General features: G+C 59.8%; 23 protein-coding genes. 16 read left to right on the top strand and 7 right to left on the bottom strand.

Going from position 1 to position 23,448, the window contains the following annotated elements; all coding sequences use genetic code 11:
- Positions 1-4 precede the first annotated feature (4 nt).
- Positions 5-727, top strand: coding sequence for a heme-copper oxidase subunit III family protein (locus tag DTW90_RS21195; RefSeq protein WP_149340767.1), 723 nt, complete (start codon positions 5-7; stop codon positions 725-727).
- Between the two features lie 10 nt (positions 728-737).
- Positions 738-1,070, top strand: a complete 333-nt coding sequence (locus DTW90_RS21190; RefSeq protein WP_149340719.1) for a cytochrome C oxidase subunit IV family protein — start codon at positions 738-740, stop codon at positions 1,068-1,070.
- 8 nt (positions 1,071-1,078) lie between these two features.
- Here the strand turns inward: DTW90_RS21190 and DTW90_RS21185 are convergent, their stop codons facing one another.
- The 3 genes from DTW90_RS21185 to DTW90_RS21175 all read right to left on the bottom strand — a co-directional run bounded on the left by DTW90_RS21185 (position 1,079) and on the right by DTW90_RS21175 (position 3,844).
- Entirely contained in the window at positions 1,079-1,891 is an 813-nt protein-coding gene (locus tag DTW90_RS21185; RefSeq protein ID WP_149340717.1) for a PfkB family carbohydrate kinase, read from the bottom strand.
- A 166-nt stretch (positions 1,892-2,057) separates the two neighbouring features.
- Positions 2,058-2,864, bottom strand: coding sequence for a pyrroline-5-carboxylate reductase (locus tag DTW90_RS21180; protein ID WP_149340716.1), 807 nt, complete (start codon positions 2,862-2,864; stop codon positions 2,058-2,060).
- Positions 2,865-2,938: 74 nt separating this feature from the next.
- A complete protein-coding gene (locus tag DTW90_RS21175; RefSeq protein ID WP_149340714.1) occupies positions 2,939-3,844 on the bottom strand; it encodes a sugar-binding domain-containing protein in 906 nt (301 codons plus the stop codon).
- Between the two features lie 202 nt (positions 3,845-4,046).
- Between DTW90_RS21175 and DTW90_RS21170 the strand changes: the two genes are divergently transcribed.
- The 12 genes from DTW90_RS21170 (at position 4,047) to DTW90_RS21115 (ending at position 15,433) form a co-directional block, all read left to right on the top strand.
- Positions 4,047-4,988 carry a tagatose-bisphosphate aldolase gene (locus DTW90_RS21170; protein WP_149340713.1) on the top strand — a complete coding sequence of 314 codons (942 nt, stop codon included), beginning with the start codon at positions 4,047-4,049 and terminating at the stop codon, positions 4,986-4,988.
- Positions 4,981-6,393, top strand: coding sequence for an ROK family protein (locus tag DTW90_RS21165; RefSeq protein WP_149340711.1), 1,413 nt, complete (start codon positions 4,981-4,983; stop codon positions 6,391-6,393). Before DTW90_RS21170 ends, DTW90_RS21165 begins: the two co-directional genes overlap by 8 nt.
- Positions 6,394-6,616: 223 nt before the next feature.
- Entirely contained in the window at positions 6,617-7,603 is a 987-nt protein-coding gene (locus tag DTW90_RS21160; RefSeq protein ID WP_132523453.1) for a substrate-binding domain-containing protein, read from the top strand.
- 105 nt (positions 7,604-7,708) lie between these two features.
- The gene (locus DTW90_RS21155; RefSeq protein WP_149340710.1) at positions 7,709-8,773 is read left to right on the top strand and encodes a ribose ABC transporter; all 1,065 of its coding nucleotides are present in this window, start codon (positions 7,709-7,711) and stop codon (positions 8,771-8,773) included.
- Complete coding sequence (locus DTW90_RS21150) at positions 8,766-9,512, top strand: ATP-binding cassette domain-containing protein (RefSeq protein ID WP_132523455.1); 747 nt, start codon at positions 8,766-8,768, stop codon at positions 9,510-9,512. Before DTW90_RS21155 ends, DTW90_RS21150 begins: the two co-directional genes overlap by 8 nt.
- Before the next feature lie 106 nt (positions 9,513-9,618).
- Positions 9,619-10,695: a Gfo/Idh/MocA family oxidoreductase gene (locus DTW90_RS21145; protein ID WP_149340708.1), complete on the top strand. Its 1,077-nt coding sequence runs from the start codon at positions 9,619-9,621 to the stop codon at positions 10,693-10,695.
- On the top strand, positions 10,695-11,513 hold the full coding sequence (locus DTW90_RS21140; RefSeq protein WP_149340707.1) for a sugar phosphate isomerase/epimerase: 819 nt from the start codon (positions 10,695-10,697) through the stop codon (positions 11,511-11,513). Before DTW90_RS21145 ends, DTW90_RS21140 begins: the two co-directional genes overlap by 1 nt.
- Positions 11,513-12,340 carry an alpha/beta hydrolase gene (locus tag DTW90_RS21135; RefSeq protein ID WP_246664994.1) on the top strand — a complete coding sequence of 276 codons (828 nt, stop codon included), beginning with the start codon at positions 11,513-11,515 and terminating at the stop codon, positions 12,338-12,340. The genes DTW90_RS21140 and DTW90_RS21135 overlap by 1 nt, the downstream gene beginning before the upstream one ends.
- Entirely contained in the window at positions 12,340-13,065 is a 726-nt protein-coding gene (locus DTW90_RS21130; RefSeq protein ID WP_149340763.1) for a ribulose-phosphate 3-epimerase, read from the top strand. Before DTW90_RS21135 ends, DTW90_RS21130 begins: the two co-directional genes overlap by 1 nt.
- Complete coding sequence (locus tag DTW90_RS21125) at positions 13,062-14,006, top strand: ROK family protein (protein ID WP_149340706.1); 945 nt, start codon at positions 13,062-13,064, stop codon at positions 14,004-14,006. The genes DTW90_RS21130 and DTW90_RS21125 overlap by 4 nt, the downstream gene beginning before the upstream one ends.
- A gap of 176 nt (positions 14,007-14,182) precedes the next feature.
- The gene (locus DTW90_RS21120; protein ID WP_149340704.1) at positions 14,183-14,614 is read left to right on the top strand and encodes a hypothetical protein; all 432 of its coding nucleotides are present in this window, start codon (positions 14,183-14,185) and stop codon (positions 14,612-14,614) included.
- 240 nt (positions 14,615-14,854) lie between these two features.
- On the top strand, positions 14,855-15,433 hold the full coding sequence (locus DTW90_RS21115; RefSeq protein ID WP_149340703.1) for a hypothetical protein: 579 nt from the start codon (positions 14,855-14,857) through the stop codon (positions 15,431-15,433).
- A 19-nt stretch (positions 15,434-15,452) separates the two neighbouring features.
- Here the strand turns inward: DTW90_RS21115 and DTW90_RS21110 are convergent, their stop codons facing one another.
- From DTW90_RS21110 to DTW90_RS21100, 3 genes are all read right to left on the bottom strand, one after another.
- Positions 15,453-16,319: an amino acid ABC transporter substrate-binding protein gene (locus DTW90_RS21110; RefSeq protein WP_149340701.1), complete on the bottom strand. Its 867-nt coding sequence runs from the start codon at positions 16,317-16,319 to the stop codon at positions 15,453-15,455.
- 211 nt (positions 16,320-16,530) lie between these two features.
- Positions 16,531-17,922, bottom strand: a complete 1,392-nt coding sequence (locus DTW90_RS21105) for an aldehyde dehydrogenase family protein (RefSeq protein WP_132523462.1) — start codon at positions 17,920-17,922, stop codon at positions 16,531-16,533.
- Position 17,923: 1 nt separating this feature from the next.
- Complete coding sequence (locus DTW90_RS21100; protein WP_149340700.1) at positions 17,924-19,570, bottom strand: acetolactate synthase large subunit; 1,647 nt, start codon at positions 19,568-19,570, stop codon at positions 17,924-17,926.
- 190 nt (positions 19,571-19,760) lie between these two features.
- Here DTW90_RS21100 and DTW90_RS21095 point away from each other — a divergent pair, with 190 nt between their 5' ends.
- Complete coding sequence (locus DTW90_RS21095; RefSeq protein ID WP_149340699.1) at positions 19,761-20,090, top strand: hypothetical protein; 330 nt, start codon at positions 19,761-19,763, stop codon at positions 20,088-20,090.
- 215 nt (positions 20,091-20,305) lie between these two features.
- Positions 20,306-21,934, top strand: a complete 1,629-nt coding sequence (locus DTW90_RS21090; RefSeq protein WP_149340697.1) for an MFS transporter — start codon at positions 20,306-20,308, stop codon at positions 21,932-21,934.
- Positions 21,935-22,036: 102 nt separating this feature from the next.
- Here DTW90_RS21090 and DTW90_RS21085 read toward each other — a convergent pair whose 3' ends face one another.
- The gene (locus DTW90_RS21085; protein WP_149340696.1) at positions 22,037-23,401 is read right to left on the bottom strand and encodes a M24 family metallopeptidase; all 1,365 of its coding nucleotides are present in this window, start codon (positions 23,399-23,401) and stop codon (positions 22,037-22,039) included.
- Positions 23,402-23,448: the final 47 nt, after the last annotated feature.

Genomic DNA, 23,448 nt, shown 5'->3' with positions numbered 1-23,448 from the left:
GATGATGGAGCAATCACTGGAGACACAGACTGACACGCCCCTCCCCCGCCCCCGGGGACTGCAGGGCGTCGCGGCCGATCTGTCCTCGGATCAGCGGGCGTTCAAGAACGTCTCCTGGGGTAAGGCCATGATGTGGATCTTCCTCCTCAGCGACACCTTTGTCTTCGGCTGTTTTCTGCTTGCCTACATGACGGCGCGGATGTCGACCGTCGTTCCGTGGCCCAATCCAAGCGAGGTCTTTGCCCTGACGATCGGGGGTACCCAAGTTCCCCTGATATTGATCGCCATCATGACATTCGTTCTCATCAGCAGCAGCGGAACGATGGCCATGGCCGTCAATTTTGGCTACCGTCATGACCGGCGCAAGACCGCCGCGTTGATGCTCGCGACAGCCGCACTTGGAGCGACCTTCGTTTGCATGCAGGCCTTCGAATGGACCAAGTTAATCCGCGAAGGCGTCCGTCCCTGGGGGAATCCCTGGGGAGCCGCGCAGTTCGGCTCGTCCTTCTTCATGATCACCGGCTTTCACGGCACCCATGTCACGATCGGCGTGATCTTCCTCCTCGTCATTGCCCGGAAAGTCTGGCGAGGAGATTTCGAACAGCAGAGGCGTGGCTTCTTCACCAGCCGGAAAGGCAACTACGAAGTGGTGGAGATCACCGGGCTCTACTGGCACTTCGTCGATCTGGTCTGGGTCTTTATTTTCGCGTTCTTCTATCTCTGGTGAGGAGAGCACCATGTCGCAGCCGCACGCACAAACAGACCAGCATCACCCGATAAAACTTTATCTCGTGGTATGGGGCCTGCTCTTCGTCCTCAGCACATGCTCCTATCTGGTCGACTATCTCGGCATCCAGGGTTACCCGAGATGGTTCCTGATCATCGTGTTCATGATCCTCAAAGCCGGGCTCATCGTCGCGATTTTCATGCATATGGCATGGGAGCGGCTGGCGCTGATATATGCCATCCTCCTCCCCCCGATCATTGTATTGGTCTTCGTGGCGCTGATGGTATCGGAATCGCAATATACGCTGCTGACCCGGCTCGCCTTTTTCGGCGCCGGCCCCTGATACGCGCGTCAGGCGGAAGCGTCTCTCTGGCTCAGCCATTCAGCAGTGAGCCGGCTCGCCTCAGTGGCGGCAGCCGGAAGACCTTTGCCGCGAAGCAACTCTGAAACGAAGCATCCGGCGAAGCTATCGCCGGCGCCGAGCGTGTTGACGACGTCGATCTTGGTTGGCGGTTCGACGTGTGTGAGGCTTTGTCCATCGTAGAGCGAAATAGGACGAGGTCCGTCGGTCAATACAAGCGTCCGCAAACGGGTTCCGGCGATTTCCCGAGCCTGCTCCCAGACGGCATCCATCTCCTTGCCGGCGACATCCGTCCTCGACGTAATGACGATATCCGCCGGACGAGACACTGCAGGACGAAGCGGAAGTTGCGATATGACCAAAGGAATATGATCAAGACTGGAAAGCAATGTCTCGTCGAGAAGCAAGGCATTGATATATGCCGCATTTCCCGCGATCCTTTCACGCGCTGAAAGAGCTATTCCTGGCCGACCGGCATCGGCAATGATTGTGCGCTCACCGTTTGGTTCAAGGAGGATTTCAGCCAGCGCCGTCTCACCGGAATGCATCGCGACGAAGCGGACATCGAAGCCCATGGTCCCGAGTTCTTTGAGCGCTGCATGGCCGAGTTCATCATCCATCAACCTGGTGACGATCACCACCTCTTCGCCGAGGCGCAAAAGCTGGCTTGCAGTATAAAATCCGCCACCGCCGATCATTACCGTGCGCTTGGCAAAGGACAGACGGCTGCCGGACCTGAGCGGCCCGTTCAACGTCCAGACCCGGTCGTGATTGACGCTGCCGATAACGATTATCTTGCTCATAATCACACTTATCTATGGTCCACGTCGGGTGCCAGAGCATCGACGATAAAGCGCTGAGGATATCGCGAGAGATATAGCAAGCGTTCGCATTGCCTGTGACACGCAACGGCCCAGGGAAACAGACCCTGTGCAGATCGAGCAAGGCCAACGCACCCTCGTTCGGACTTCAGGAGAGCTTGCTTTCTACGGGACGAATGCGCGTAAGAACGCGATCAAGGCCCTTCTGCAGCGCCGCGGTCCCGCCGAAATCGCGAAAGTCCTGCAATACCTGTTCGTTCAACCCGCCCTTGGTCGAATGCTCGCCGATGAGGTCTTCAAAGCTCGCGGTTGGCCTTGATCGAGCGGCATGGTCGAGACCGGAGAACAGCTGACGGAGGTAGGCGTCGCCGGCGGCCCTCGGAAGACCCTGGCTATCCAGCCAGTTCGCCGTCGCGTCCAGGATGCCGAAATAGGTGCCCATCATGGCGCTCGCCACAGCGAGAAGATCGAATTCTCGTTTGCTTTCAACCTGAACCGCCGTGCCGAGCGCCGAGAAGACAGCGTTTGAAACCTCGTCCGGCGGATGGATAGCGGTCGCGCCCTGGAGATCGGCGACGAACGGAAGCGGAATGGCCTGGCTCACCCTAACAGGCTGACCGATCCACGCCAGCAGTCGATCGAGTGGCGTGGCTGCGACGAAGCTGATCACATGGTGGCTCGGCCGAAATCGGAGTTCACGGACGACTTCCTCGGCAATCTGCGGCCTCACCGCCACGAATACGAGGTCGGATCGGTCGAGGACATCCTGGTTGCCTGAAGCGATCGACACGTTCCGGTTCGCCGCCGCAAGGGGGGCGGCAATGCTTTCGTTACGAGGCGACACTATGATCGGGGTGTCGCGAAACTCTGTTTTGCACAGTCCGGTGACGACCGCTTCCGTAATCGTTCCCGTCCCGACGAACCCGATCGTGATCCGCTTCGGATCGATCTCCATTGGCATCCTCCTATCAGGCCGTTTTTTCCTTGGAACTACGATATCGCCTGAAGGCGAGGTTCCCAGATGTGGCCCTAACCTTTCTCCGCCAGCGACAAGCGATCGAGAACGGCCTGCGCCGTATTAGCGTCCGTAACGAGAGCGTTGATCATCCCTGATCGCGCTGCACCGATAATGCCCGCCGCCTTGGCAGGTGTCGCCGCAACCGCGATGGTCAAAGGCGTTTGCCGGAGCTGCTGCGGGGATGCGGCGATCATGCGGTCTTCGCCATCCCAGTGAAGGATTTCGCCTGCTTCGGTGACATAGTGGCGCAGAACATCGCCTGCCGCGAGGCTCAATGCCTTCTCCGCCGGGAGGGCCGCCGTCGCCTCGGACGGATTTGCCGCATGCGTCAGACCTACGCCGACGATAGCCGCATCGAGCCTGTCCCAGTGGGACGTCACCTGCTGCACCGTCGGATCGGCGAGGAACGCGTCACGCAATTCGGATGACGAAATGTAAGGAGCGTGCAGAAAGTGCGGTACACCGCCCATCTGTTCCGCCGCCTGGCGCACGAATTCGTTGATCTGGAAATGCGGGGCGGCCTGCTGCATTCCTCCATTCAGGGCGGTGACTGCTATGCCGGGAAAACGCGGTAAGCCGGCAAGCGTTACTTCCCGAACCGCCCGTCCCCAGCCGACGCCGAGCGTCGAACCGGAACGCAGCCCCGCTTGCCGAAGCATTGCTCCCACCGGCTGGGCAAGTGCGCTGAGAACATTGGAAGGCGGCGTGTCTATCACGGCAGCCTTGCTCAATTTCAAGCCTTCGACGAGCCCCGCGCTCAGATCCTCCGAGGAGGAAAGATCAATGACTTCAATCCGAACGATCCCCGCCTGACGCGCCTTGTTGAGCAACCGCGAAACCGTAGCCGTCGATAGGCCAAGCTTCTTGGCGATATCAACCTGCGACATGTCGGATTGGTAGTGCAGCTTCGCAACCATGTGCAGAAGCGCACGGTTTGCCGCAGCCTCGTTGGTCTGAGACGGATTCAGGTTGAAATTCCTTTCTGCAATGTGTTACACATTCCGGACATGAGGGATTTATCGCTCAAAACGGCCGTTCTCGCAACGACTATGCGGCGCAGGAGGGCGGGATGTTCATTCAATGTCCTATTTCGGATATTAAGCTAGCAGGGAGGAACAGATGTCGAGATTAACGACAGCGGAGATGCGTGGCTACCAGCAAATCTGCGGCAGTGACGGAGCCATGATGGTTATCGCCTGTGATCAGCGCGGCGGTATGCGCAGCCTGCTTGCGAAGGAACCGGAGGCGCAGGCGGCGATCTCCGACCAAACCCTCGGTGACACAAAGGCCGACATCGCGAAATTTCTTGCAAGCAAGGCATCCTGCGTTCTTGTCGATCCGATCTGCGCTGTTCCAGCCCTGGTGGATGATCGTATCATTCAACGCGATACCGCGCTTCTGATCGGCCTAGACGCCTCCGGGTGGGATACGTCGCCGGAAGGCTATCGCCTTTCCAAGCTGGTTCCTGGCATTTCCGCCCGACGTGTCCGCCAACTTGGGGCAACCGGCGGCAAGATCATGGTCTATCTGCGCTCGGATCGGGATGAAGCCAACGTTCATAACATCAAGATCCTGCGCCAATGCATCGAGGACTTCGCAAACGAGGATCTGCTGCTCGTCGTCGAATTCCTGACATACAGGTTCGATGGCGAAGACGAGGCCGACTACAAGGCGAAGCTGCCATCGCTGATCGTCGGCGGGAGCAAAATTTGCCTGGATTGCGGGTCGAAGGTCCTAAAGATCCCCTATCCCGGCACTCCGGAAGCCTGCGCGGAAGTCACAAGGCTCGCAGGCGACGTGCCGTGGGCTGTCCTGTCGGCCGGCGTCGACCATTCGACGTTCCTGAGCCAGGTCGAGGATGCCATGCGCAACGGAGCCTCCGGTGTGATCGCGGGCCGCTCTCTGTGGAAGGACTGCATTTCGCTGGACCGGTCGATCACCAAGGATAGACTGGAATCGGTCGCGGTTCCGCGACTGCGTGAAATTCAGGCTGTGATCGCGGCCCATTTTAAAGGCGCCCGGTCTGCAGGCATCGACCGGGGACAGAAAGCAAATGCCTGAACTCGCCATCGGTGTCGACATTGGTGGCACGAACATTCGTGCCGCTCTGGTCTCCGATCGGGGCGAAATACTGAGGAAGCTGTCGGAGCGGACACCATCCGATCCTTTGCAGGTCGTCGAGCGTATCGCGGCGATGGCGGGCGAACTCGATATGGCTGGTGTAACCGGGGTCGGTATCGGCATCCCGGGTCGTGTCGACTGTGCCAGCCGCACGATCCTATCAGGCGGTATTCTGAATTTGGCCGGCATCGATTTTGCCGATCGCCTCGAGGCAATTGTTGGCAAGAGCGTCGTCATCGAAAACGACTGCAGCATGGCGCTGATTGCTGAAATGAGGATCGGTGCTGCCAAAGGCTACAAAAACGTCGCGATGCTAACAATCGGCACAGGCATCGGCGGCGCAGTTGCCAGCAACGGCAATATCTATCACGGCCACAGGGCGGCCGGGCAGCTGGGCCATATCTGCGTCCTGCAGGAAGGCCCGTTATGTCCATGTGGAAGACGTGGTTGCGTGGAAACCTTCAGCTCCGGAACCGCTTTGCGCCGTCACATTACCGAGGCCGGGCTGGCAGCCTCATCCGTGGGCGAAGTCTTTGAAATGGCTGAGAGCGGAAACTCCGCCGCCGAGGCAGTCCTGCAGGCATGGGCGTCGCCGCTGCGGGCTGCCCTCGACAATATCGCCGCGACGATGGATCCGGAGGTCATCGTTCTGGGCGGCGGCCTTGGCGCCGATGCCGCACGAGCCGTCGCTTGCCTTCCGGCGGTAGCGCCTTGGTTTCGGCCGACGATCCTGCCCGCAAAACTCGGAGACGACGCGGGCGTGATCGGCGCTGGCCTATCGGTGTTGACGCCTGACCGCAACCTTGCCGAAAAGCGCGTGGTACTCGTCAACGGTGTGCCGGCATCGGGAAAAAGCAGCCTTGCGAAATTGCTGTCGCAACGCACCGGATGGCCGGTCATCTCCCTAGATGGCATCAAGAATCCTTTCCTGGAGCATATCGGCGGTGTGGACCGGGAGTTTAATCGCACATTGGGAAAGGCCAGCTATCAGGCGATCTGGTCACTAATTCGTGAAGCGCCACCGGGGTCCACATTCATCGTCGATGCATGGTTTGGCTTTCAATCGAAAGCCTTGCTCGAGGCCTATATCGAAAAGGCAGGTGTCGATCGCGTGGCAGAGCTTTGGTGCAAGGTTCCCGGGACGGTCGCAGGAGAACGGTACGCCAGCCGGTTGAAAGACAGACTACCGGGCCACCCCGGCGCTGAATATGTTTCGGAACTGGTGGTGCTCGCAGATCAGGCAGAACCCATGGGATGCAGTCCCGCGATGATGCTTGATCAGACCAAAGAACCGGACATGGACGAAGTGATGGCCTGGATTTTAGGGGTTTTTGATCCGGATTGAAGACGGCTGCGCTATGCCGTCAGCCAAAGCTCGTCATGGATGCGTCTGCGCTTTTCCGCCGACGCAGATCATAATCATATTGCGCCATAAAAGCCGGCTAAGCGCACTGTTATTCATCAGAAAGCAATTAATTACAGAAAAAAATTACTTGACGACCTTATGCCCGCTACGTGATTATTTATTCCGCCGGACAGGGGAGGTCCGGTTTCCAGAGGAGGAAATTATGGAACGCCGTTCATTTCTAAAAGCCACCGCTGTGGCGACGCTTGCCACTGGCGTGGCCGCCGCCGGCAGCGTCAAGGCACAGGATAAGAAGTTCACGATTGCCCTTATTCCGGGCCTGACGACCGATGCTTTCTACATCACCATGCGCAAGGGTGCCGAAGCCGCCGCCAAGGCAGTTGGTGCGCAGCTCGTATTCCAGGGCGCACCGGACTTCAACCCGGTTACCCAGGTGCCGGTTCTCGATGCCGTCATCGCCAAGAAGCCGGATGCGATCCTGATCGCGCCGACCGACAAGGATCAGCTGATCCAGCCGTTGAAGAAGGCTTTCGATGCGGGCATTCCCGTTATCACCGTCGATACTTTCATCGGCACCGGTGTATACCAGACGGGTGCCGGCGACGCCGATTTCCCGCTCGCCTACATCGCCTCGGACAACCTGCTGGGCGGCGCAATTGCTGCGCGCGCACTTGCAAAGGCCGTCGGTGAAAAAGGCAAGGTTTACGTTTCAAACGTCAAGCCGGGCATCTCGACAACCGACCAGCGCGAGCAGGGTTTCAAGGACGAGATGAAGAAATATCCGAACATCACCGTTCTGGAAACGCAGTACAATGATGACGATGCCAACAAGGCAGCGTCGCAGCTGCAGGCAGTTTACGCCCGCAACTCTGATCTGGACGGCGTGTTCGGTGCCAACCTGTTCTCGGCCCTCGGCGCTGCGAACGGCGTGCAGCAGGCGGGCCAGACCGGCAAGATCCGTGTTGTTGCTTTCGACGCTCCGACGACAATCATCGACAACATCAATTCCGGCCTCGTCGATCTTGCGATTGCCCAGCATCCGGCCGAAATCGGCTATTACGGGGTGATGTCAGCCTATGCCCATCTGACCGGCAACTCGATCCCGACCGCAATCGGCACCGGTTTCACGGTCATCGACAAATCGAATGTCACCGACAAGAACGTCGCGAAATTCATCTACTCCGATTGATCGGATGACGTCAGGTGCCTCGCTCACGGAGCGAGGCACATCCTTGGCCACAGTAGAGGAAAGGGCGTGGCGATCCGTACGTCTCGCCTGAGTTTGGGTTGATCCATGACAATCGACAACATCGAGGCCGGCAAGGCGGACCAGCATGTGGCGCCGCAGGCAGACCACGCCGACCAGGCAAACACCATCGTCAACTACATCGCCCAATTGCGCGCCTGGCTCTTCCTGGCCGCGCTGGTCGTTATCTTTGAGATCTGGGCGCGGATTGATTTCGGCGGCACCTTTGTCGGCTCGGCCTACAACTGGCAGTCGGTTGCAGTCTTTGCCGTGGCGCCGCTCCTGCTCGCAATAGGGCAGACCTTCGTCATCATTTCAGGAGGCATCGACCTCTCGACCGGCTTCATCATGGGCATGGCTGCCGTTGTCGCAGCACATATCACCAATGTTGCCGGCCTCTATATGCCGCTGCCGGTGGCGATGATCATCGGAATTCTCGTTGCGATGGTTGCTGCCGCTGTGCCGGGCCTTATCAACGGCTTGCTGATTTCCCGCCTCAGGGTACCGCCCTTCATCGGGACACTCGGCATGTTCGGCGTCGCCCGCGGTACCGCTTTTCTTCTGGCCGGCGGCACGACCGTGCCGGTCAAGAATTCCTATTTCGCCGAACTCGGCAACGGCCGCTTTTACGGCGTGCCCTACCTCGTCATCGTCACCATTCTCTTCGTGGTGATCATGCATTACATCTTGAGCCAGACGCGCTTTGGCCAGCACAATTACGCGATTGGCGCCAATGTGCAGGCGGCGCGGCGCGCGGGTATCGACATAAAATTCCATATCCTGCGGCTCTATATCCTGTCGGCGGTCTGCGCAGGTCTTGGCGGCGCGCTCTATGCCGCCCGGTTCACTGCCGGCGCTGCGCAGGCCGGTGAGCCGCTGCTGCTCGACAGCGTCGCTGCGGTCGTCATCGGCGGCGCCAGCCTGTTTGGGGGCTCCGGCACGATCATCGGCACCATTGCCGGCGCGCTTGTCATTGCCGTCATTCAATACGGCCTCGTCTTCATGAACGTCGAACCGTTCTGGCAGTTCATTGCCGTCGGCATCGTCATCATCATATCGGTTCTCATCGATCAGGCGCAGCGCCGGTTCAGCGGAGCAAAACAGGATGAATAGTGCAGCCCCTCTCCTCGAAGTCCGGAACCTGTCGCGGTACTTCGGCGCCGTCCGCGCGCTGGACGATTGCTCCATGACCGTTCATGCCGGCGAAGTGGTTGCGCTGGCAGGCGACAACGGCGCGGGCAAGACGACGATGATCAAGGCGATCTCGGGCGTCTATCCGCCGACCGCCGGTGAGATCCTGATCGATGGCCAGGCAGTCACCTTCTCCTCGCCGCAGGATGCGCGGGAGAAAGGGATCGAGACGATCTACCAGGACTTGGCGCTCGCCGACAATTTGACGATCGGCGCCAATATCTTCCTTGGTCGCGAGCCGATGAAGAAGCTTTTCGGCTTTCTCCCCGTCATCGACCGCAAGGCGATGGCCGATGCGGCTGCCAAGACGATGCAGCAACTCGACTTCCATGTGAAGAGATTGAAGGCACCGGTCAGCAACTTTTCCGGCGGCCAGCGGCAAGCGGTCGCGATCGGACGTGCGGTCTACTGGAACGCCCGCATTTTGATCATGGATGAACCGACTGCTGCCCTCGGCGTTCCCGAGCAGCGGAAGGTCGTTGCCCTGATCAAGTCGCTGAAAGCGAAGGGGCACGGCGTCATCTTTATCTCGCATAACCTGCAGGACATATTCGCCGTCTCCGACCGCATCGTCGTCCTTCGCCGCGGGATCGTGGCGGGAGAACGGAAGATCAGCGAAACGACGCATGACGAAGTCGTCAAGCTGATGATCGGCGGATAGCCGTTTCTCTCGACGAGATTCCGATGTCTGGATTTGTGTGAGCGGCCATTGCGGCCGTTCGATCAGCCTCGCGAAACGATGTGCATATGGCGCCTGAGGAGGGACCATGATCGAGAAGGAAAATCGCCGTCTCCGCGTCGGCGTGCTGGGATGTGGGCCGATTGCCCAATTTGCCCATCTGGAATCCTGCGTGAAAGCACGGAATGCCGATCTCTACGCGATCTGCGACGCCGCACCCGACCTGCTGGCACGCATGGGAGCGACCTACGAGCCGCAGAAGATGTTCGGCGATTTCGACGCCATGCTCGCCGACCCCGATTTGGAAGCGGTGATCATCGCCACATCGGATGCCTATCACGTACCGATGTCCATCAAGGCGCTCGATGCCGGCAAGCATGTCCTGTGCGAAAAGCCGATCGGCGTTTCGGTCGAAGAAGGCGAGACGCTTGCGGCTGCCGTCAAGCGCTCGGGCAAGGTCCTGCAGGTGGGGCACATGAAGCGCTTCGATCCGGCGCTTGAGGCAGCGCGTGACTTCGTCCGCGACGATATCGGCCAGATCCTTGCACTCAAGGCCTGGTATTGCGACTCCACACACCGCTATACCAATACCGATGCGATCCAGCCGCTCCCGGTCACCAGCAAGCTGGCACGAAAGCCGGCCGGCAATCCCAAGGCCGATCTGCGGCAATATTTCATGCTGGCACATGGTTCGCATCTGGTCGACACCGCCCGCTTTTTCTGCGGCGATATCGTCGCCGTGCGAGCGCGCCTGCTGCAGCGTGCCGGCGCCTATTGCTGGTTTGTCGAGACCGAATTCGCCAATGGTGCCTTGGGTCACCTCGACCTGACAGTCGCCGTGCGCATGGATTGGCACGAGGGTTTCCAGCTCTACGGCGAAAATGGCTCCGTTCTCGCAAAGACCTTCAATCCCTGGTATTTTCGCTCCAGCGAGGTTGAAATCTTCCACGAGAAAGATGCAACGAGCAGAAAGCCGCTTGGCGCCGATGGACACTTTTTCCGCAGGCAGCTCGAAGGCCTCGCTGACACAGTACTCAACGGCGCGCCGATGCGGGGAGCCGATGTCGAAGACGGCATCGCCTCCATTCGCGCGATGGTGGCGATCGCGCGATCGGTGGGGACAGGCGAACGGGTCGCGCTCGCCTCGGTAACGGGGGCGGTCTGATGCAGATCGGTATCTTCGCCAAGACTTTTCCCGGAACGGATCCTCTGGAAGTCTTGTCTGCCGTGCGCGACAGCGGCTACGCCACCTCGCAGTTCAATCTTGCCTGCTGCGGACTTCCATCCATGCCGGACGCGGTACCGAGTTCCGTCGTTGATGCGGTGCGCTTAGCGGCGGAGAAGGCGGGCATTTCGCTTGCGGCCCTGTCTGGAACCTACAACATGGCTCATCCCGATATCTCGGTTCGAGAGGCAGGCCTGCGCCAGCTCTCCGTGGTCATTGAAACCGCGGCGGCTTTATCCATTCCGCTGGTGACGCTGTGCACGGGGACGCGCCATGCAAGCGATCAATGGGCCTATCATCCCGACAATGGCGATCCGCTGGCATGGGCCGATATGGCAAGGGAAATGGCGAAGGCTCTGGCTCTGGCCGAAGAGCATGGCGTGGATCTCGGCATCGAACCGGAACAGGCGAACATCGTCACCTCGGCCACTGACGCCAGGCGACTGATTGCCGAGATGGGCTCCGCGCGGCTGCGTATCGTCCTCGACCCTGCCAATCTCTTCGAGACGGCAACGCAGCGCGAGGCGCTTTCGATCGTCCAGCGGGCTGTTGAAACGGCTGCCGGGCATATCGCCATGGCGCACGCCAAGGATCGCTACGCTGACGGACGGTTCGCGACCACTGGCCAAGGCGTGGTCGATTTTCCCGATTTCATCGCTCGGCTGAAGTCCGTCGGCTTCGATGGACCGCTTATCACTCACGGCCTGTCGGCCGAAGAGGCCCCCGGTGTCGCACGCTTCCTCAAGGAGCTTGTCTAGTGGGCGAAAAGACAACCCTCATGCGCGACGATGCAAGCCTTGCCGTTTATGATTACGGCGAAGGGCTTCCGGTCCTCTTCCAGCATGGCCTCGGCGGCGATGAGGCGCAAGTGGCGCAAAATTTTCCTGAAACCGGAGACATGAGGCGTATCACCGTCGAGTGCCGCGGACATGGTGCATCATCGCTTGGCAGCACGCGGCCGTTCTCGATTGCAATGTTTGCCGAAGATGTTTTGGCCGCCGCGAAGGATCGTGGGCTCGATCGCTTCATCGTTGGCGGTATCTCGATGGGTGCGGCGATTGCCTTGCATCTCGGACATCATCATCCGGAGCGCGTCGCCGCACTCGTCCTCGTTCGTCCTGCCTGGATGTTTGACGTCGCGCCGGACAATATGGCGGCCGCCCGCGCTGTCGCCTCCTCGATCCACTCGCATCCTCCTGAGGAGGCCAGGAGCCTTTTCGAACGCTCCGAAATCGGTATGCAGATGAAGGCAGGCTCTCCCGACAACTTCGCCTCCCTGCTTGGCTATTTCGACCGACCAAATGGGTTTGAATTCGCCTCCGTGCTGGCGGATATCGCGTCGGATGGCCCGGGCGTTTCGCAAGCGGCAGCTGCGGCCCTTGCCATTCCCACGCTTGTCATCGGCAACCAGCAGGACGCCATTCATCCGCTCTCATATGCGCGCGTACTTGCGGAGACCATTCCCGACGCGACCTTTGTCGAGGTCGCTGCCAAGGCTGCCGATAAGGAACGGCATTTCGCCGAAGTCCAGGATGCCATCGGCCTTTTCCTTGCTTCCAAAACAATCCGGAGCCTCATTTCATGATGCCGTCCAAGACCCTTTCAGGCCCGGCGGCCATCGCCGCATTACCGCGCAATCGGTTGCTTGGCGAGTTCTCGCTCTGGTCGGCCGACCTTGCCAATATGGAAACCGACCTGAAGCGCATAGAACCCTATGTCGACCTGCATCACATCGATGTCGCCGATGCGCGCTTCACGCCGGGCTTCCTATTCTTTCCCGACTTTGTCGCGCGCATCGCCAAGTCGACCGCCAAACCGATCCATGTCCATCTCATGATAGAGGCCGAGATCGTCGAAGAGCAGGTGCGTCAGTTCATTGAGGCGGGCGCGGATCTCGTCAGCGTCCATGCCGAGAACGGCGAGGCCGGCCTGCGCGCCATTGCCCTTGCAAAGACGCTGGGCGCCGAGGCCGGCGTGGTGCTGCGGCTGGAAACGCCCGTTTCGGCGGTCAAGCCGTTTCTCGATCAGGTCGCCTTCGTGACCCTGCTTGGAACCTCGATCGGCGTCAAAGGCCAGAGCCTTTCGGAAAAGGCATGCGACAGGCTGCTGGAAGCGCGCGCGCTGCTTAGGGACGCCGACCGCGAGGATCATGTCGTTCTAGCCGCTGACGGCGGTATCCGCGAACAGACCGTGCCACTCCTGCGCGCCGCAGGCGCGCAGACCGTCGTGCTCGGCTCGCTTGCATTTGGGGACAAGGATCTCGGAAGCAGGATGGCCTGGCTGCATGGACTGGAGAGTAGATTCCAGTGACAAAGGTCGCCCTCGCCTTCGATCTTGGTGGGACGGAGCTTCGCGCTGCGCTGGTGAACGATGCGGGAGACCTTCTGTCATTTTCGGCGGTACCCACACGCGCGACCGACGGACCGGCGGCCGTAATCGATCAGATCGAACAATTGGCGACCGCGATACTAACAAAGGCACCTGATCTTTCTCCGATCGGCATCGGCATCGGCGCGCCCGGCCCTCTCGATCCTGAAGCCGGCGTCGTGATTGCAGCACCGACATTAGCAGGCTGGAACGAGGTACCGCTCGCCCATATCCTCTCCACCCGTTTCCAGCTACCGGTCCGCCTCGAAAATGATGCGAATGCGGCAGCGCTCGGCGAATGGCGATATGGCGCCGGCCGCGGTGCACGGTCCATGGTGTTCGTCACCGTCTCGACCGGTATCGGCGGCGGCGTCATCGCTGACGGACGCATCCTGCATGGCAGGCGCGGCCTGGCTGCTGAAATCGGCCATATGACGATTACCAGCGAAGGAGAGCGCTGCTTCTGCGGCGCGATCGGCTGCTTTGAGGCCGTCGCTTCCGGCACGGCGCTTGGAAGACGAGCAACGGCCTGCACCGGACACGCCGACGGTTCCCTGCTGCGCGAACTTTCGGCCGGTGCGGATGTTACAGGACGGCATGTCGTCGAGGCCGCGCGAAAGGGCGACGCGCGGGCCATGGAACTGTTGAATGAGGAGGCGCGGTGGCTGGGAATCGGCTTTACCAACCTCCTTCACCTCTATTCCCCCGACATACTGGTCATTGGCGGCGGTATCTCCCATGGGTTCGATCTTCTGAGTGAAGCCATTGTCGCGACGGTTCGCGATCGTGCCATGCCTGCCTATCGCGACGTTCCCATCGTCCCTGCTAAACTCGGCCCCCATTCCGGTCTCATAGGCGCAGCAAGCCTCATTCTTGGGGAATGATGAACGTAGCCCCGGTCACTGAACTCCTGTGTAATCTCTGCGGACTGGATGCGTCAGCCAGCCGAGAGCAGGCCGGGTGCTATCGTGATTGGACTTCGCAGCCCAATGGAGTCACCCTTATCGTGGGATGAATTCCCAAATGGATGGACCAGCTATCGTCTGAACAGGAGGCCAAGATGAAGCACCATGCAATTGAGCAACTGCAGACTGTCGCCAAGATCGACCAGAACTACCCACGCGCCGCCACACGCATCGAACGCCTTGAACGCTGGGCGGAGCTTCTCGAGCGCAATCCCACCCGCGCCCTGGCGACGCTGCACCAGACGGAACATCAGCCAATCGCGGAACGCTACGCAATGCGCGGCAACGGTTCGCCGATATCGGTCGCGTTTGATGATCCAATTCTCAGAGCAGCCGGCCTGGAAAATGACAGCTACGGCGAAGCGAAGCGCTTCTTCGAACTCTCAGACAATCAACTGCACAACCTCGTTTGCTATTGCCATTTCGGTACGACGGTGAGCGCGGCGACGGCTGCCCATCACATCCGCACGACGCTTATGCGGCCGCCGGGTCTGGTAGGTCGGCTACTGGCGATATTTCAGAGATAAGGCCCCGTGCTCCCACGCCTTCTTTCTTGGTGCATCCTTTCGAGAGGCTTTGTGGGAAGCATCCCGGGTCGAATTCAGCGATAAAGCAGATCGGCGTCGCCATCAAAGCGATGCCGCCCTATCACGTCTTTGAGTTTTGGATTTCGCTCCACACTATTGCGCCCTTTAGGCGACTTCACCCGCTGCAACAGTATTGAAATTCGCCGCTCCGGTGCGATACTCCAGCAGGGGAGCGGATCCATGACGCGTTGCTTGCGAATTCCGGTCGCGCTGCTGTCACTGTCACTCATCAGTGCCGGGCCGGCTGACGATGGACGTTGGTATGCCGGGGATTATTCCTTCTCCGATGAGCTTGGCGGCTTTCGCATCCTGTCGATCAAGGGCTCAGGCACAGCAATCGATCCGATCGAAATCAGCGAGGAGCTCTATACAGTCAACCCCGTAACTCTCGTCATGAGGGCCGCAAAGCCGATTGAATCTCTGAAGTTTCCCGAGGGCGCCTTCCATCTGCGCGTCGTCACTCGGAACAAGAGCGGGTTGGGCTGGATCGGGTTCGACTTCGAACTTCAGGAGATTCGCGGCAAACCGAGCGACTTCTATGATGGTCTGTCATTCGACCAGATGAACCCCAATCCTGACTTCATCTCGTCCGACCGGTTCGCCCATTTCGAGAACCACTTCGAGAGCGCCGATATGCTGCGCTTTGACGACGGTCACGTCGATCCCATGGACAGGGCGGCATTTGGCTTTTTCATCACCGACCTGACACCGGTTCCCGAGTTCTACCTGGTAGAGGACCCGCGCGTACCGTCGTCCTGAGACACGACTTTCCTGGATGCTAGGGCACATGCTCCATCAGGATTTGCGTGTGCAACATCGGCGCTTCGTTGCCGAAATAGGTCTTGAGCAGCGGCAGAAAATCGTCCGACAGGTAGAAGTCCGTCAGCGCTCGATCGACCAGCAGCCGGAAGTCGGCGTCGTCGCGCTTCAGGGCGATTGCATATGGTTCGTGTGTGAACAGGCGGTCGCCAACCTCAAGCGCAGATGGATTGCGGGCTCGCTTGATCAGGCTCATAAGCAGCACCTGATCGGCGAAATAGGCATCGATCCTGTGCTCCTCCAGCGCCCTAAGCCCGTCTTCATGGGTGTCGAAATCGGCGATCCGGGTTTTCGACTCTTCCATGCTGCGCGCCTCACCCAAAATCGCGCCCGTCGTCGTGTCTGCGCGCACGCCGATGACGCTGGTGGCGACAGGCTGGCTGACGGCACGGGCGCCGGGTCTGTCGAGAAAAAGGTTTTGCAGATAGTCGGGCGAATCCTTGCGCAACAGAGCGCTTGCTCCCGTCAGGAAGATGGGCTGCGAGAAGTCGACGATTTCTCGCCTTTGCAGATTAACAGTGATCGCCCCGCAAAGCAGGTCGATCTGACCGCTCTTGACCGCATCGAAGCCGTTCGCGAGCGTCATTTCGACGTACTCGCGCTTCACGTTGGGAACCGCGTGCTCGACTTCGTTAGCCACCTTTTCGCAGAGGTCGATGGCGTATCCCATCGGCTTTTCGTTCGGCTTGCTGGAGGAGAATGGAGCTTCGTCGGCGATGTAGCCAATTCTCAAGCTGCCGCGCTGGGTAACCGCATCAACGGTCCCGGCACTCGCAGCGGAGGCCGCCATGAACCCAACAAGACCGGCAAGCCGCAACCATCTCATACGCTTGGCCAGATCTGCATGCCGCGCAAAGGCACCAGCATTGTCTTCGTCTCCGAAAAACGACAATTACCAAAGCTGAACGCAGATTATGGACCTGCGGCAATTTGTCAACCGCTGGTGGCGGCGGAATGAACGCTCACCGTCCTCGGAGACGAAAATTGTTGCCGTGATTGTTGATCAGGGCGGGGCCGGCGAAACAAGCCGGCCTCACTCATCCCACGCCGTTGAACACCACCATCTTGTCGTCGGCCATCTCTTCCATCGTCCATGGAATGCCACCGACGCCATATCCCGACTGGCGACGTCCGGCAAATGGCATCCAGTCCGTTCTGAACGCCGTGTGGTCGTTCACGAGAACGGCGGCGGCGTCCAGATGCTTGGCGGCTTTCAGAGCAACCGCTATGTCCGATGAAAATACACTCGCCTGGAACGCATAGGGCAGCGAATTGGCGATGCGAATTGCCTCGTCCAGTTCCCGGTAGCCATAGACGCAGGTCAGCGGCCCAAAGACCTCGAGCTGCGATACCTTGGCGTCTGCAGGAGGGTTCACCAAAACCGAAGGAAGAAGCGTCGTCTCCGACAACCGCCCTCCCCCAAGCTGCACTGTTCCGGCGTCCGTCGCTTCCTTGATCCAGTTTGCCACCCGTTCGGTCTCGCGCGGCAGGATAAGCGGACCGACCTCGGTCTCTTTCAGGGTGGGATCGCCGACATGAAGAGCCGCGACCTTGGAGGCAAGCCTCTCGGTGAACTCCGCGACCAATTCCTCGTGCACGAAGATCCGCTGCACCGAAACGCAGACCTGCCCGGCGTGGTAGTAGCCGCCCTTGACGACCGGACCGACGACCGCATCCAGCTTTGCGCTTCGATCGACGATGACAGGGGCAGCGCCTCCGTGCTCCAGCGCACATCTCGTGCCTGGCGGCAGCTTGCTCTTCAGATACCAGCCAACCCTGGCCGAACCGATGAAGCTCAAGAACGCAACGCGACGATCCGTTGCGAGCGCCTCGGCCAGTGCGTTGTCGTCGGTAATGAATGTTTGGCACCAGCGCTCGTCGAGGCCGGCTTCCCGGAGCAGCTTGACGGCTTCGATGCAGGAGATCGGCGTCGTTGCGGCAGGCTTGATGATGACGGGGCAGCCGACGGCGATCGCCGGAGCGATCTGGTGGATGATGAGATTGAGCGGGTGGTTGAAAGCCGAGATCGCCGCAACGACGCCGATCGGCTCCTTTGTGGTGAAGGCCAGGCGGTTGACGCTGGCGGCGGTCAGCCCCATCGGGATTTCCTTGCCGCCGAAATTGCGGAGTTCGTCAGCCGCATTGACGAGCCCGTCTATCGCCCGCGTCACCTCGATGATCGCATCCGTCAGCGGCTTGCCGCCTTCGCGGGCGATCATCACGGCAAAACGGTCGCGGTTGTTTTGCAGCAGTTCCGACGCCTTCCTCAGGATCGCCATACGCTGATGCGCCGGCATCCAGGCATCGCGATCGGAAAAAGCTTTCGCGGCTATATCAAGCTTGCGTTCGAGAGCGGCCGCATCGTCTGCCGGCACCTCCGCGATGACGGCGCGATCAAATGCCTGGTGAACCTTAATGGTAAGTGACATTTCACGACTCCAATATTGCAGGGAGCCGCTCGCGAAGCTCCTTCACTAACACACGTTCGTTTTCAGAATAGTCGACGGGAACGTTCACCAGATGGACGCCACCGCCCGTGAACGCATTTTCAAGAGCCTGCTTGAACTGACCGATGTCATCCACCCTGGTGCCCTTGGCACCATAGGATTCGGCATATTTCACGAAATCAGGATTGCCGAACGTCATCCCGAAATCGGGGAACTCATCGACGGCCTGCTTCCAGCGGATCATCCCGTAAGCGTCGTCCTCGATGACAAGGATGACGAGGTTCAATTTCAGCCGGACGGCGGTTTCCAGTTCCTGCGAATTCATCATGAAGCCGCCGTCGCCGCAGATCGCCATTACGCGCCGCTCCGGATAGAGCATCGAGGCAACCATGGCCGATGGAAGCCCTGCCCCCATCGTTGCAAGGGCGTTGTCGAGAAGCAGGGTGTTCGCCATCCGCGTCCGGTAGTTTCGGGCGAACCATATCTTGTACATGCCGTTGTCGAGCGCAAGGATGCCGTCATGCGGCATGACTTCGCGGATGTCGTGGACGAGGCGTTGAGGCGTAAAGCGATCCTCCGTCGCCCTTGCCGCAATCCGCTCGAGAATGCGCTCCCGCAAGTGGATGAGAGCCCCAGCGTTGGGCTGCTTGCCTTCGAGGCGATCGGCCAGAGCCTTCAGTGACGGGCCCATGTCGCCGATGACCTCAGCCTGCGGGAAATAGACCTGTTCGACGGTCGCCGGCTGATATCCCACATGCACGACTTTCGGACCGCCCTTGCCCATGATGAACGGAGGCTTCTCGATGGTGTCATGGCCGATCGTAACGATGAGGTCCGCCTGCTCGATCGCCTCGTGGACATAGTCGCGCTCCGATAGTGCGGCGGTGCCCATATAGAGCTCGGTTCCCCCCGGAACCGTCCCCTTCCCCATCTGTGTCGTGAAGTAGGGAATGCGGGTTCGGATGACGAACTGCGCGATATCCGAGGTCGAGCGGGGGCGCGAAGCCGCCGCTCCAAACATCAGCAGTGGACGCTTGGCGGCTGTGATCAGCGCGGCTGCGCGGTCCAGCGCAACGTCGCTCGCCGTCGGCAGTTCGAGCTGATGCGGCGCTATAAGTGCTACTTCTTCGCATTCTTCGGCCGCGATATCTTCCGGAAGCTCGAGGTGAACCGGTCCGGGTCTTTCTTCCTGCGCAATTCTGAATGCTTCCCTGACCATGGTCGGGATCATCTGCGGCGAAACGATTTGTCGCGTAAGTTTGGTGAGCGGCTTCATCGAAGCAACGATATCAACCACCTGGAATCGTGCCTGACGGGACGACAGGATGCCCTTCTGGCCGGTTATCATCACCATCGGCATCGCGCCAAGCAGCGCGTAGGCAGCGCCCGTCGAAAGGTTTAGCGCTCCCGGCCCAAGCGTGGTCAGGCACACGCCTGGCTTTCCCGTCAGACGACCGTAGGTCGCTGCCATGAATGCGGCGGCCTGTTCATGCCTGGTAAGCACGAGCTGAATTGATGATTTGCGAATGGACTCGACGACATCGAGGTTCTCTTCGCCGGGAATACCGAAGATGCGGTCGACGCCCTCGTTCTCAAGTGCGGCGACGAGGAGATCAGAGCCTTTGGTCATGGATGAATGCCCGTGCTGGTTAGCGGCCGGTCCCTGGAGGCGACCACAATCGGAAGGTTGCGAACCTGAACATAGATACTTTTGCAAGCCGTTCCAATGGCACTTTGGTGCACCGTAACTTTAATCCGGCAACTGCCGGTTCCCGGTCTATCCATCGGGCAAGCGCTGGCGTTGACAAAATGCTCTTTGATTGGAATTTCTTACTGACTTTGAAACGGAGCAGCCGTTCACTATGCAAATGCGAGATGACGTTGCAGTGCTGGTCGACAGACTTTTCCAGGACAAGGCCACCTGGCCGGCACTGATCAAAGAGATCAGGGCCGCATCGGGGGTGGATATCTCTACGGCCGAAAAGATCGCGCTCTCGCATGAAGGATGGCGACGGCTATGCAACTATCTGATCAATCATGACAGCGCTTGCAGGAAGCAGGCAGTATGGCACATGAAGCATCATGGGCCAGATTCGCTGATCGCATTAATCAGCGGGAATTTCGTCATCATAGAGTCGAAAGTAAGTTAGTAGAGGCTCGGAAAGGTGCCGCCGCACGGTTTCCCTCTGACTCACACCCGCCGCTAGCGTCCCTTAACGCAATTTGTCGCATGGCTCCGGTTTCTGAGCATATTCTTCCATAATCGTTCCCAAACTTAGCAAACCACGTTACGTTCGTAACCGACTCGGTTGTGCTGGCGACGTTGCGCCGCAGCAACGAGGACCAGCAACAACGACAATCCCTCATGCCCAAAAGAATCTCTCCGCTCGTCGCGTTCCAATCGAACACATTTCGTCTGCTTTGGTCGGCAACGCTGATTTCAAATCTCGGCGGCCTGGTCGAGGGCGTCGGTGCCGCCTGGCTGATGACAAGCCTGGCGACCTCCCACGGGATGGTGGCGCTCGTCCAGTCCTCGACCACCCTGCCTGTCATGATCTTCTCGCTTGCCGCCGGCGCTCTTGCCGATAATTTCGACCGAAGGCGGATCATGCTGATCGCCCAATTGCTGATGCTGTCCGTATCGGCGACGCTGGCGATACTTTCCTATTCCCATGCCCTGACGCCATGGCTGCTCCTCTGCTTCACTTTCCTGATCGGCTGCGGCGGCGCTCTCCACAATCCGTCCTGGCAGGCATCCATGGGAGATGTCGTGCCGCGGGAGCATCTGCCGGGCGCCGTCGCGCTGAACAGCATGAGCTACAATCTTATGCGCAGCATCGGTCCGGCGATCGGTGGCGTCATCGTTGCTACGGCAGGCGCGCCTTTCGCTTTTCTGTTCAACGTATTCTGCTATTTCGCGCTCATTTTCGCTTTGTTACGCTGGAAAACCAACGCCTCGAGAAGCACGCTCCCGCGCGAACCCTTCGGTGGCGCAATGTCGGCGGGATTCCGCTATGTCCTGATGTCGCCGAACCTTCTGACGGTCATGTGCCGCGGATTCGTCTTTGGTTTGACCGCGATTGTCATCCTGGCGCTGCTGCCTCTCGTGGCGCGCGACCACATCAGGGGCACGGCAATCACCTACGGCATCATGCTCGGCTTTTTCGGCCTCGGCGCAATCTGTGGCGCGATGTTGATCGGGCGCATTCGCGATCTCCTGAGCAATGAATGGGTCATCCGCGGCGCCTTCTTCACGCTGGCAGTCAGCTGCGCCTGTCTGGCGCTGAGCCATCAGCTATGGCTGAGCTGTCTTATTCTCATGCCCGCAGGGGTCGCCTGGGTCCAGGCTTTCTCCCTGTTCAATGTCACGGTGCAGCTGTCCACGCCGCGCTGGGTCGTCGGACGTGCGCTCTCGCTCTATCAGACGGCGACCTTCGGCGGCATGGCGGCGGGAAGCTGGGCCTGGGGCGCGCTCGCCGACATTCACGGCGTGACCGGCGCGCTTCTTGTCGCCAGCTGTGCACTGGCAGTCGGCGGGCTGCTCGGTCTTGTCCTGCGCCAACCCGATTTTGAGTCGCTCAATCTCGATCCGGCAAACCTGTTCAGCGAACCGCAATTGCAGCTCGATTTGCGATCGCGGAGCGGACCGATCCTCGTCATGGTGGATTACAATATCGACCAGGAGGACATTACAGACTTCCTCTCGATGATGGCCCTGCGGCGCAAGGCGAGAATTCGCGACGGCGCGAAGCAATGGGCATTGCTCCGCGATCTCGAAAAGCCAAGCGTCTGGACGGAAAGCTATCACTTACCGACCTGGATAGACTATGTGCGACACAATCAACGTCAAACCTATGCCGATGCGGAGATCGCCGAAAGGCTGAACGCGCTGCACCGCGGTGAACAGTCGCCGATAATCCACCATATGATTGAACGGCAGACCGTACCCAGGCACGACGACATGCCGCTGAAGCCTTATCTTGACGCGACCTGATCGCGCGACAGCATCCGCTTCAGCCTGTGCATTTCTCCCTGAAACGCGACCCATTGGCCGCGGCGGAAACCTTGGGGGGCCGTGGCCAATCGATTCGAACCGTCAGGCCCGTGTGAGAACGTGGTTCGACCTCAGCCAGAAGGGAGGCAGATAGAGCGGCGTATTGGCAAGCGGCAGGATATTCTCGTTGACCGACACGCCAAGCGCGTCCGCCATGAAGGCCCGGCGAGCGGAAATTCGGGCGTGCATTTCGGGATAGCGCGTGCGGATGGCCTCCCGCAGATCGGTATCGGCGAAGGCAACGGCGTCCTCGCAATTCAATGCCCAGCCGGCCGGCATCGGCACGGGAATAACATCCACCTGAAACGGCATGCCGGATCGCAGCTTCTCCGTCGAGCCTGGACGCACAGGAGAATGCAGCCACTCCTCGTGGCTTCCGAGATGGCCTGGATTCAATGCGGAATCGAGCCCGGCAGACTTCAGCTTCTCGGTGACCGCGCTGAAAAGCGTGCCGCCTTCGACACCGATATCGGCCGTCTCGTACCATGTGATCAAAGCCTCGAAATAGGCCTTGGCGGGCGTCAGGAAGCTCTCGTCGTGATCGGTCAGCAGGCCTGCGCGCGAGGAGAGCGCACCCCAGAAACCAAGGGCAGTCGTCACACCATCGCCCTTCTTCATCCGGCGAGCCGTCGGGCTGCGCAGCCCGACCATGTTTTCTCCGGCACTGACCGACGCAAACATGGTGTGGACGTTCAGCGGATCGCCCTCGTAGCCGAGACGTCCGAGCGCCTCGAACTCGCTATCGCCTTCGCGCACGCCGGAAACGACGCGCCAGAGGGAAGTAGAGCAGCGCGCCGCCGCCCATTCGAACGCAGCGAGCTGGTCCACATCGACAACCGCGCGCAGGCCTTTTTCCGCATGCATGAGGACCGGGGTGGCGTCCTTCAGCGTGCTGTTCGGCCCGATCAACCGTCGAAGGACCGCGACGACAAAGTCCGGCACGAAGAACAGGTTGGAGTGATCCTGATCCTCGTCTGCGCCGAGATATTTCCAGCCGACGAGCCCTATCGAGTCGCCCGGTTTCAAGCCGGCGTCGCGGAGGCGATCGCTGAGACGTGGATCGTCCGCACGCGTCTGGCCCATCAAGCTGAAGGTCTGGGCGCGTAAGACCTCGATGCCGGGCAGGCCGGCAAGCACCGTGTAGGAGACCGATTCATTGCCCGTGATGATGATCCGCTTGCCGTTCGGTCCGAGCAGCAACAGAGCTTCCTCGAAGCGCGGCTCGAAGCCGGAGAGGAATATGATATTTCCGAAATGCTCACGGTCAGCATAGACGACAAGCCAATCCGTGCCGGACGCCTTCAACGCCGCATCGGCGCGGGCGGCATAGGTCTGCGGCAGTATCTTCGGCTGTTCACCGAGCGGTCCAAAATCCGGCAAGGCGACCGGGGCAAGCTTAATCGGCATATTGGTTCCTCCCTTTAGGCGATCTGCGAACTTTGACGAGATGTAGC

Origin of the sequence: Neorhizobium sp. P12A, from assembly GCF_008365395.1 — a bacterium.
Taxonomy (GTDB): Bacteria; Pseudomonadota; Alphaproteobacteria; order Rhizobiales; family Rhizobiaceae; genus Rhizobium.
The sequence above is the reverse complement of the archived record's forward strand: the minus strand, read 5'-3'. Positions and strand labels throughout refer to the sequence as shown.

Coding starts and splice junctions, on each gene's coding strand:
- DTW90_RS21195 (WP_149340767.1), top strand. CDS start 5: ATGGAGCAATCACTGGAGACACAGACTGACACGCCCCTCCCCCGCCCC.
- DTW90_RS21190 (WP_149340719.1), top strand. CDS start 738: ATGTCGCAGCCGCACGCACAAACAGACCAGCATCACCCGATAAAACTT.
- DTW90_RS21185 (WP_149340717.1), bottom strand. CDS start 1,891: ATGAGCAAGATAATCGTTATCGGCAGCGTCAATCACGACCGGGTCTGG.
- DTW90_RS21180 (WP_149340716.1), bottom strand. CDS start 2,864: ATGGAGATCGATCCGAAGCGGATCACGATCGGGTTCGTCGGGACGGGA.
- DTW90_RS21175 (WP_149340714.1), bottom strand. CDS start 3,844: ATGGTTGCGAAGCTGCACTACCAATCCGACATGTCGCAGGTTGATATC.
- DTW90_RS21170 (WP_149340713.1), top strand. CDS start 4,047: ATGTCGAGATTAACGACAGCGGAGATGCGTGGCTACCAGCAAATCTGC.
- DTW90_RS21165 (WP_149340711.1), top strand. CDS start 4,981: ATGCCTGAACTCGCCATCGGTGTCGACATTGGTGGCACGAACATTCGT.
- DTW90_RS21160 (WP_132523453.1), top strand. CDS start 6,617: ATGGAACGCCGTTCATTTCTAAAAGCCACCGCTGTGGCGACGCTTGCC.
- DTW90_RS21155 (WP_149340710.1), top strand. CDS start 7,709: ATGACAATCGACAACATCGAGGCCGGCAAGGCGGACCAGCATGTGGCG.
- DTW90_RS21150 (WP_132523455.1), top strand. CDS start 8,766: ATGAATAGTGCAGCCCCTCTCCTCGAAGTCCGGAACCTGTCGCGGTAC.
- DTW90_RS21145 (WP_149340708.1), top strand. CDS start 9,619: ATGATCGAGAAGGAAAATCGCCGTCTCCGCGTCGGCGTGCTGGGATGT.
- DTW90_RS21140 (WP_149340707.1), top strand. CDS start 10,695: ATGCAGATCGGTATCTTCGCCAAGACTTTTCCCGGAACGGATCCTCTG.
- DTW90_RS21130 (WP_149340763.1), top strand. CDS start 12,340: ATGCCGTCCAAGACCCTTTCAGGCCCGGCGGCCATCGCCGCATTACCG.
- DTW90_RS21120 (WP_149340704.1), top strand. CDS start 14,183: ATGAAGCACCATGCAATTGAGCAACTGCAGACTGTCGCCAAGATCGAC.
- DTW90_RS21115 (WP_149340703.1), top strand. CDS start 14,855: ATGACGCGTTGCTTGCGAATTCCGGTCGCGCTGCTGTCACTGTCACTC.
- DTW90_RS21110 (WP_149340701.1), bottom strand. CDS start 16,319: ATGAGATGGTTGCGGCTTGCCGGTCTTGTTGGGTTCATGGCGGCCTCC.
- DTW90_RS21105 (WP_132523462.1), bottom strand. CDS start 17,922: ATGTCACTTACCATTAAGGTTCACCAGGCATTTGATCGCGCCGTCATC.
- DTW90_RS21100 (WP_149340700.1), bottom strand. CDS start 19,570: ATGACCAAAGGCTCTGATCTCCTCGTCGCCGCACTTGAGAACGAGGGC.
- DTW90_RS21090 (WP_149340697.1), top strand. CDS start 20,306: ATGCCCAAAAGAATCTCTCCGCTCGTCGCGTTCCAATCGAACACATTT.
- DTW90_RS21085 (WP_149340696.1), bottom strand. CDS start 23,401: ATGCCGATTAAGCTTGCCCCGGTCGCCTTGCCGGATTTTGGACCGCTC.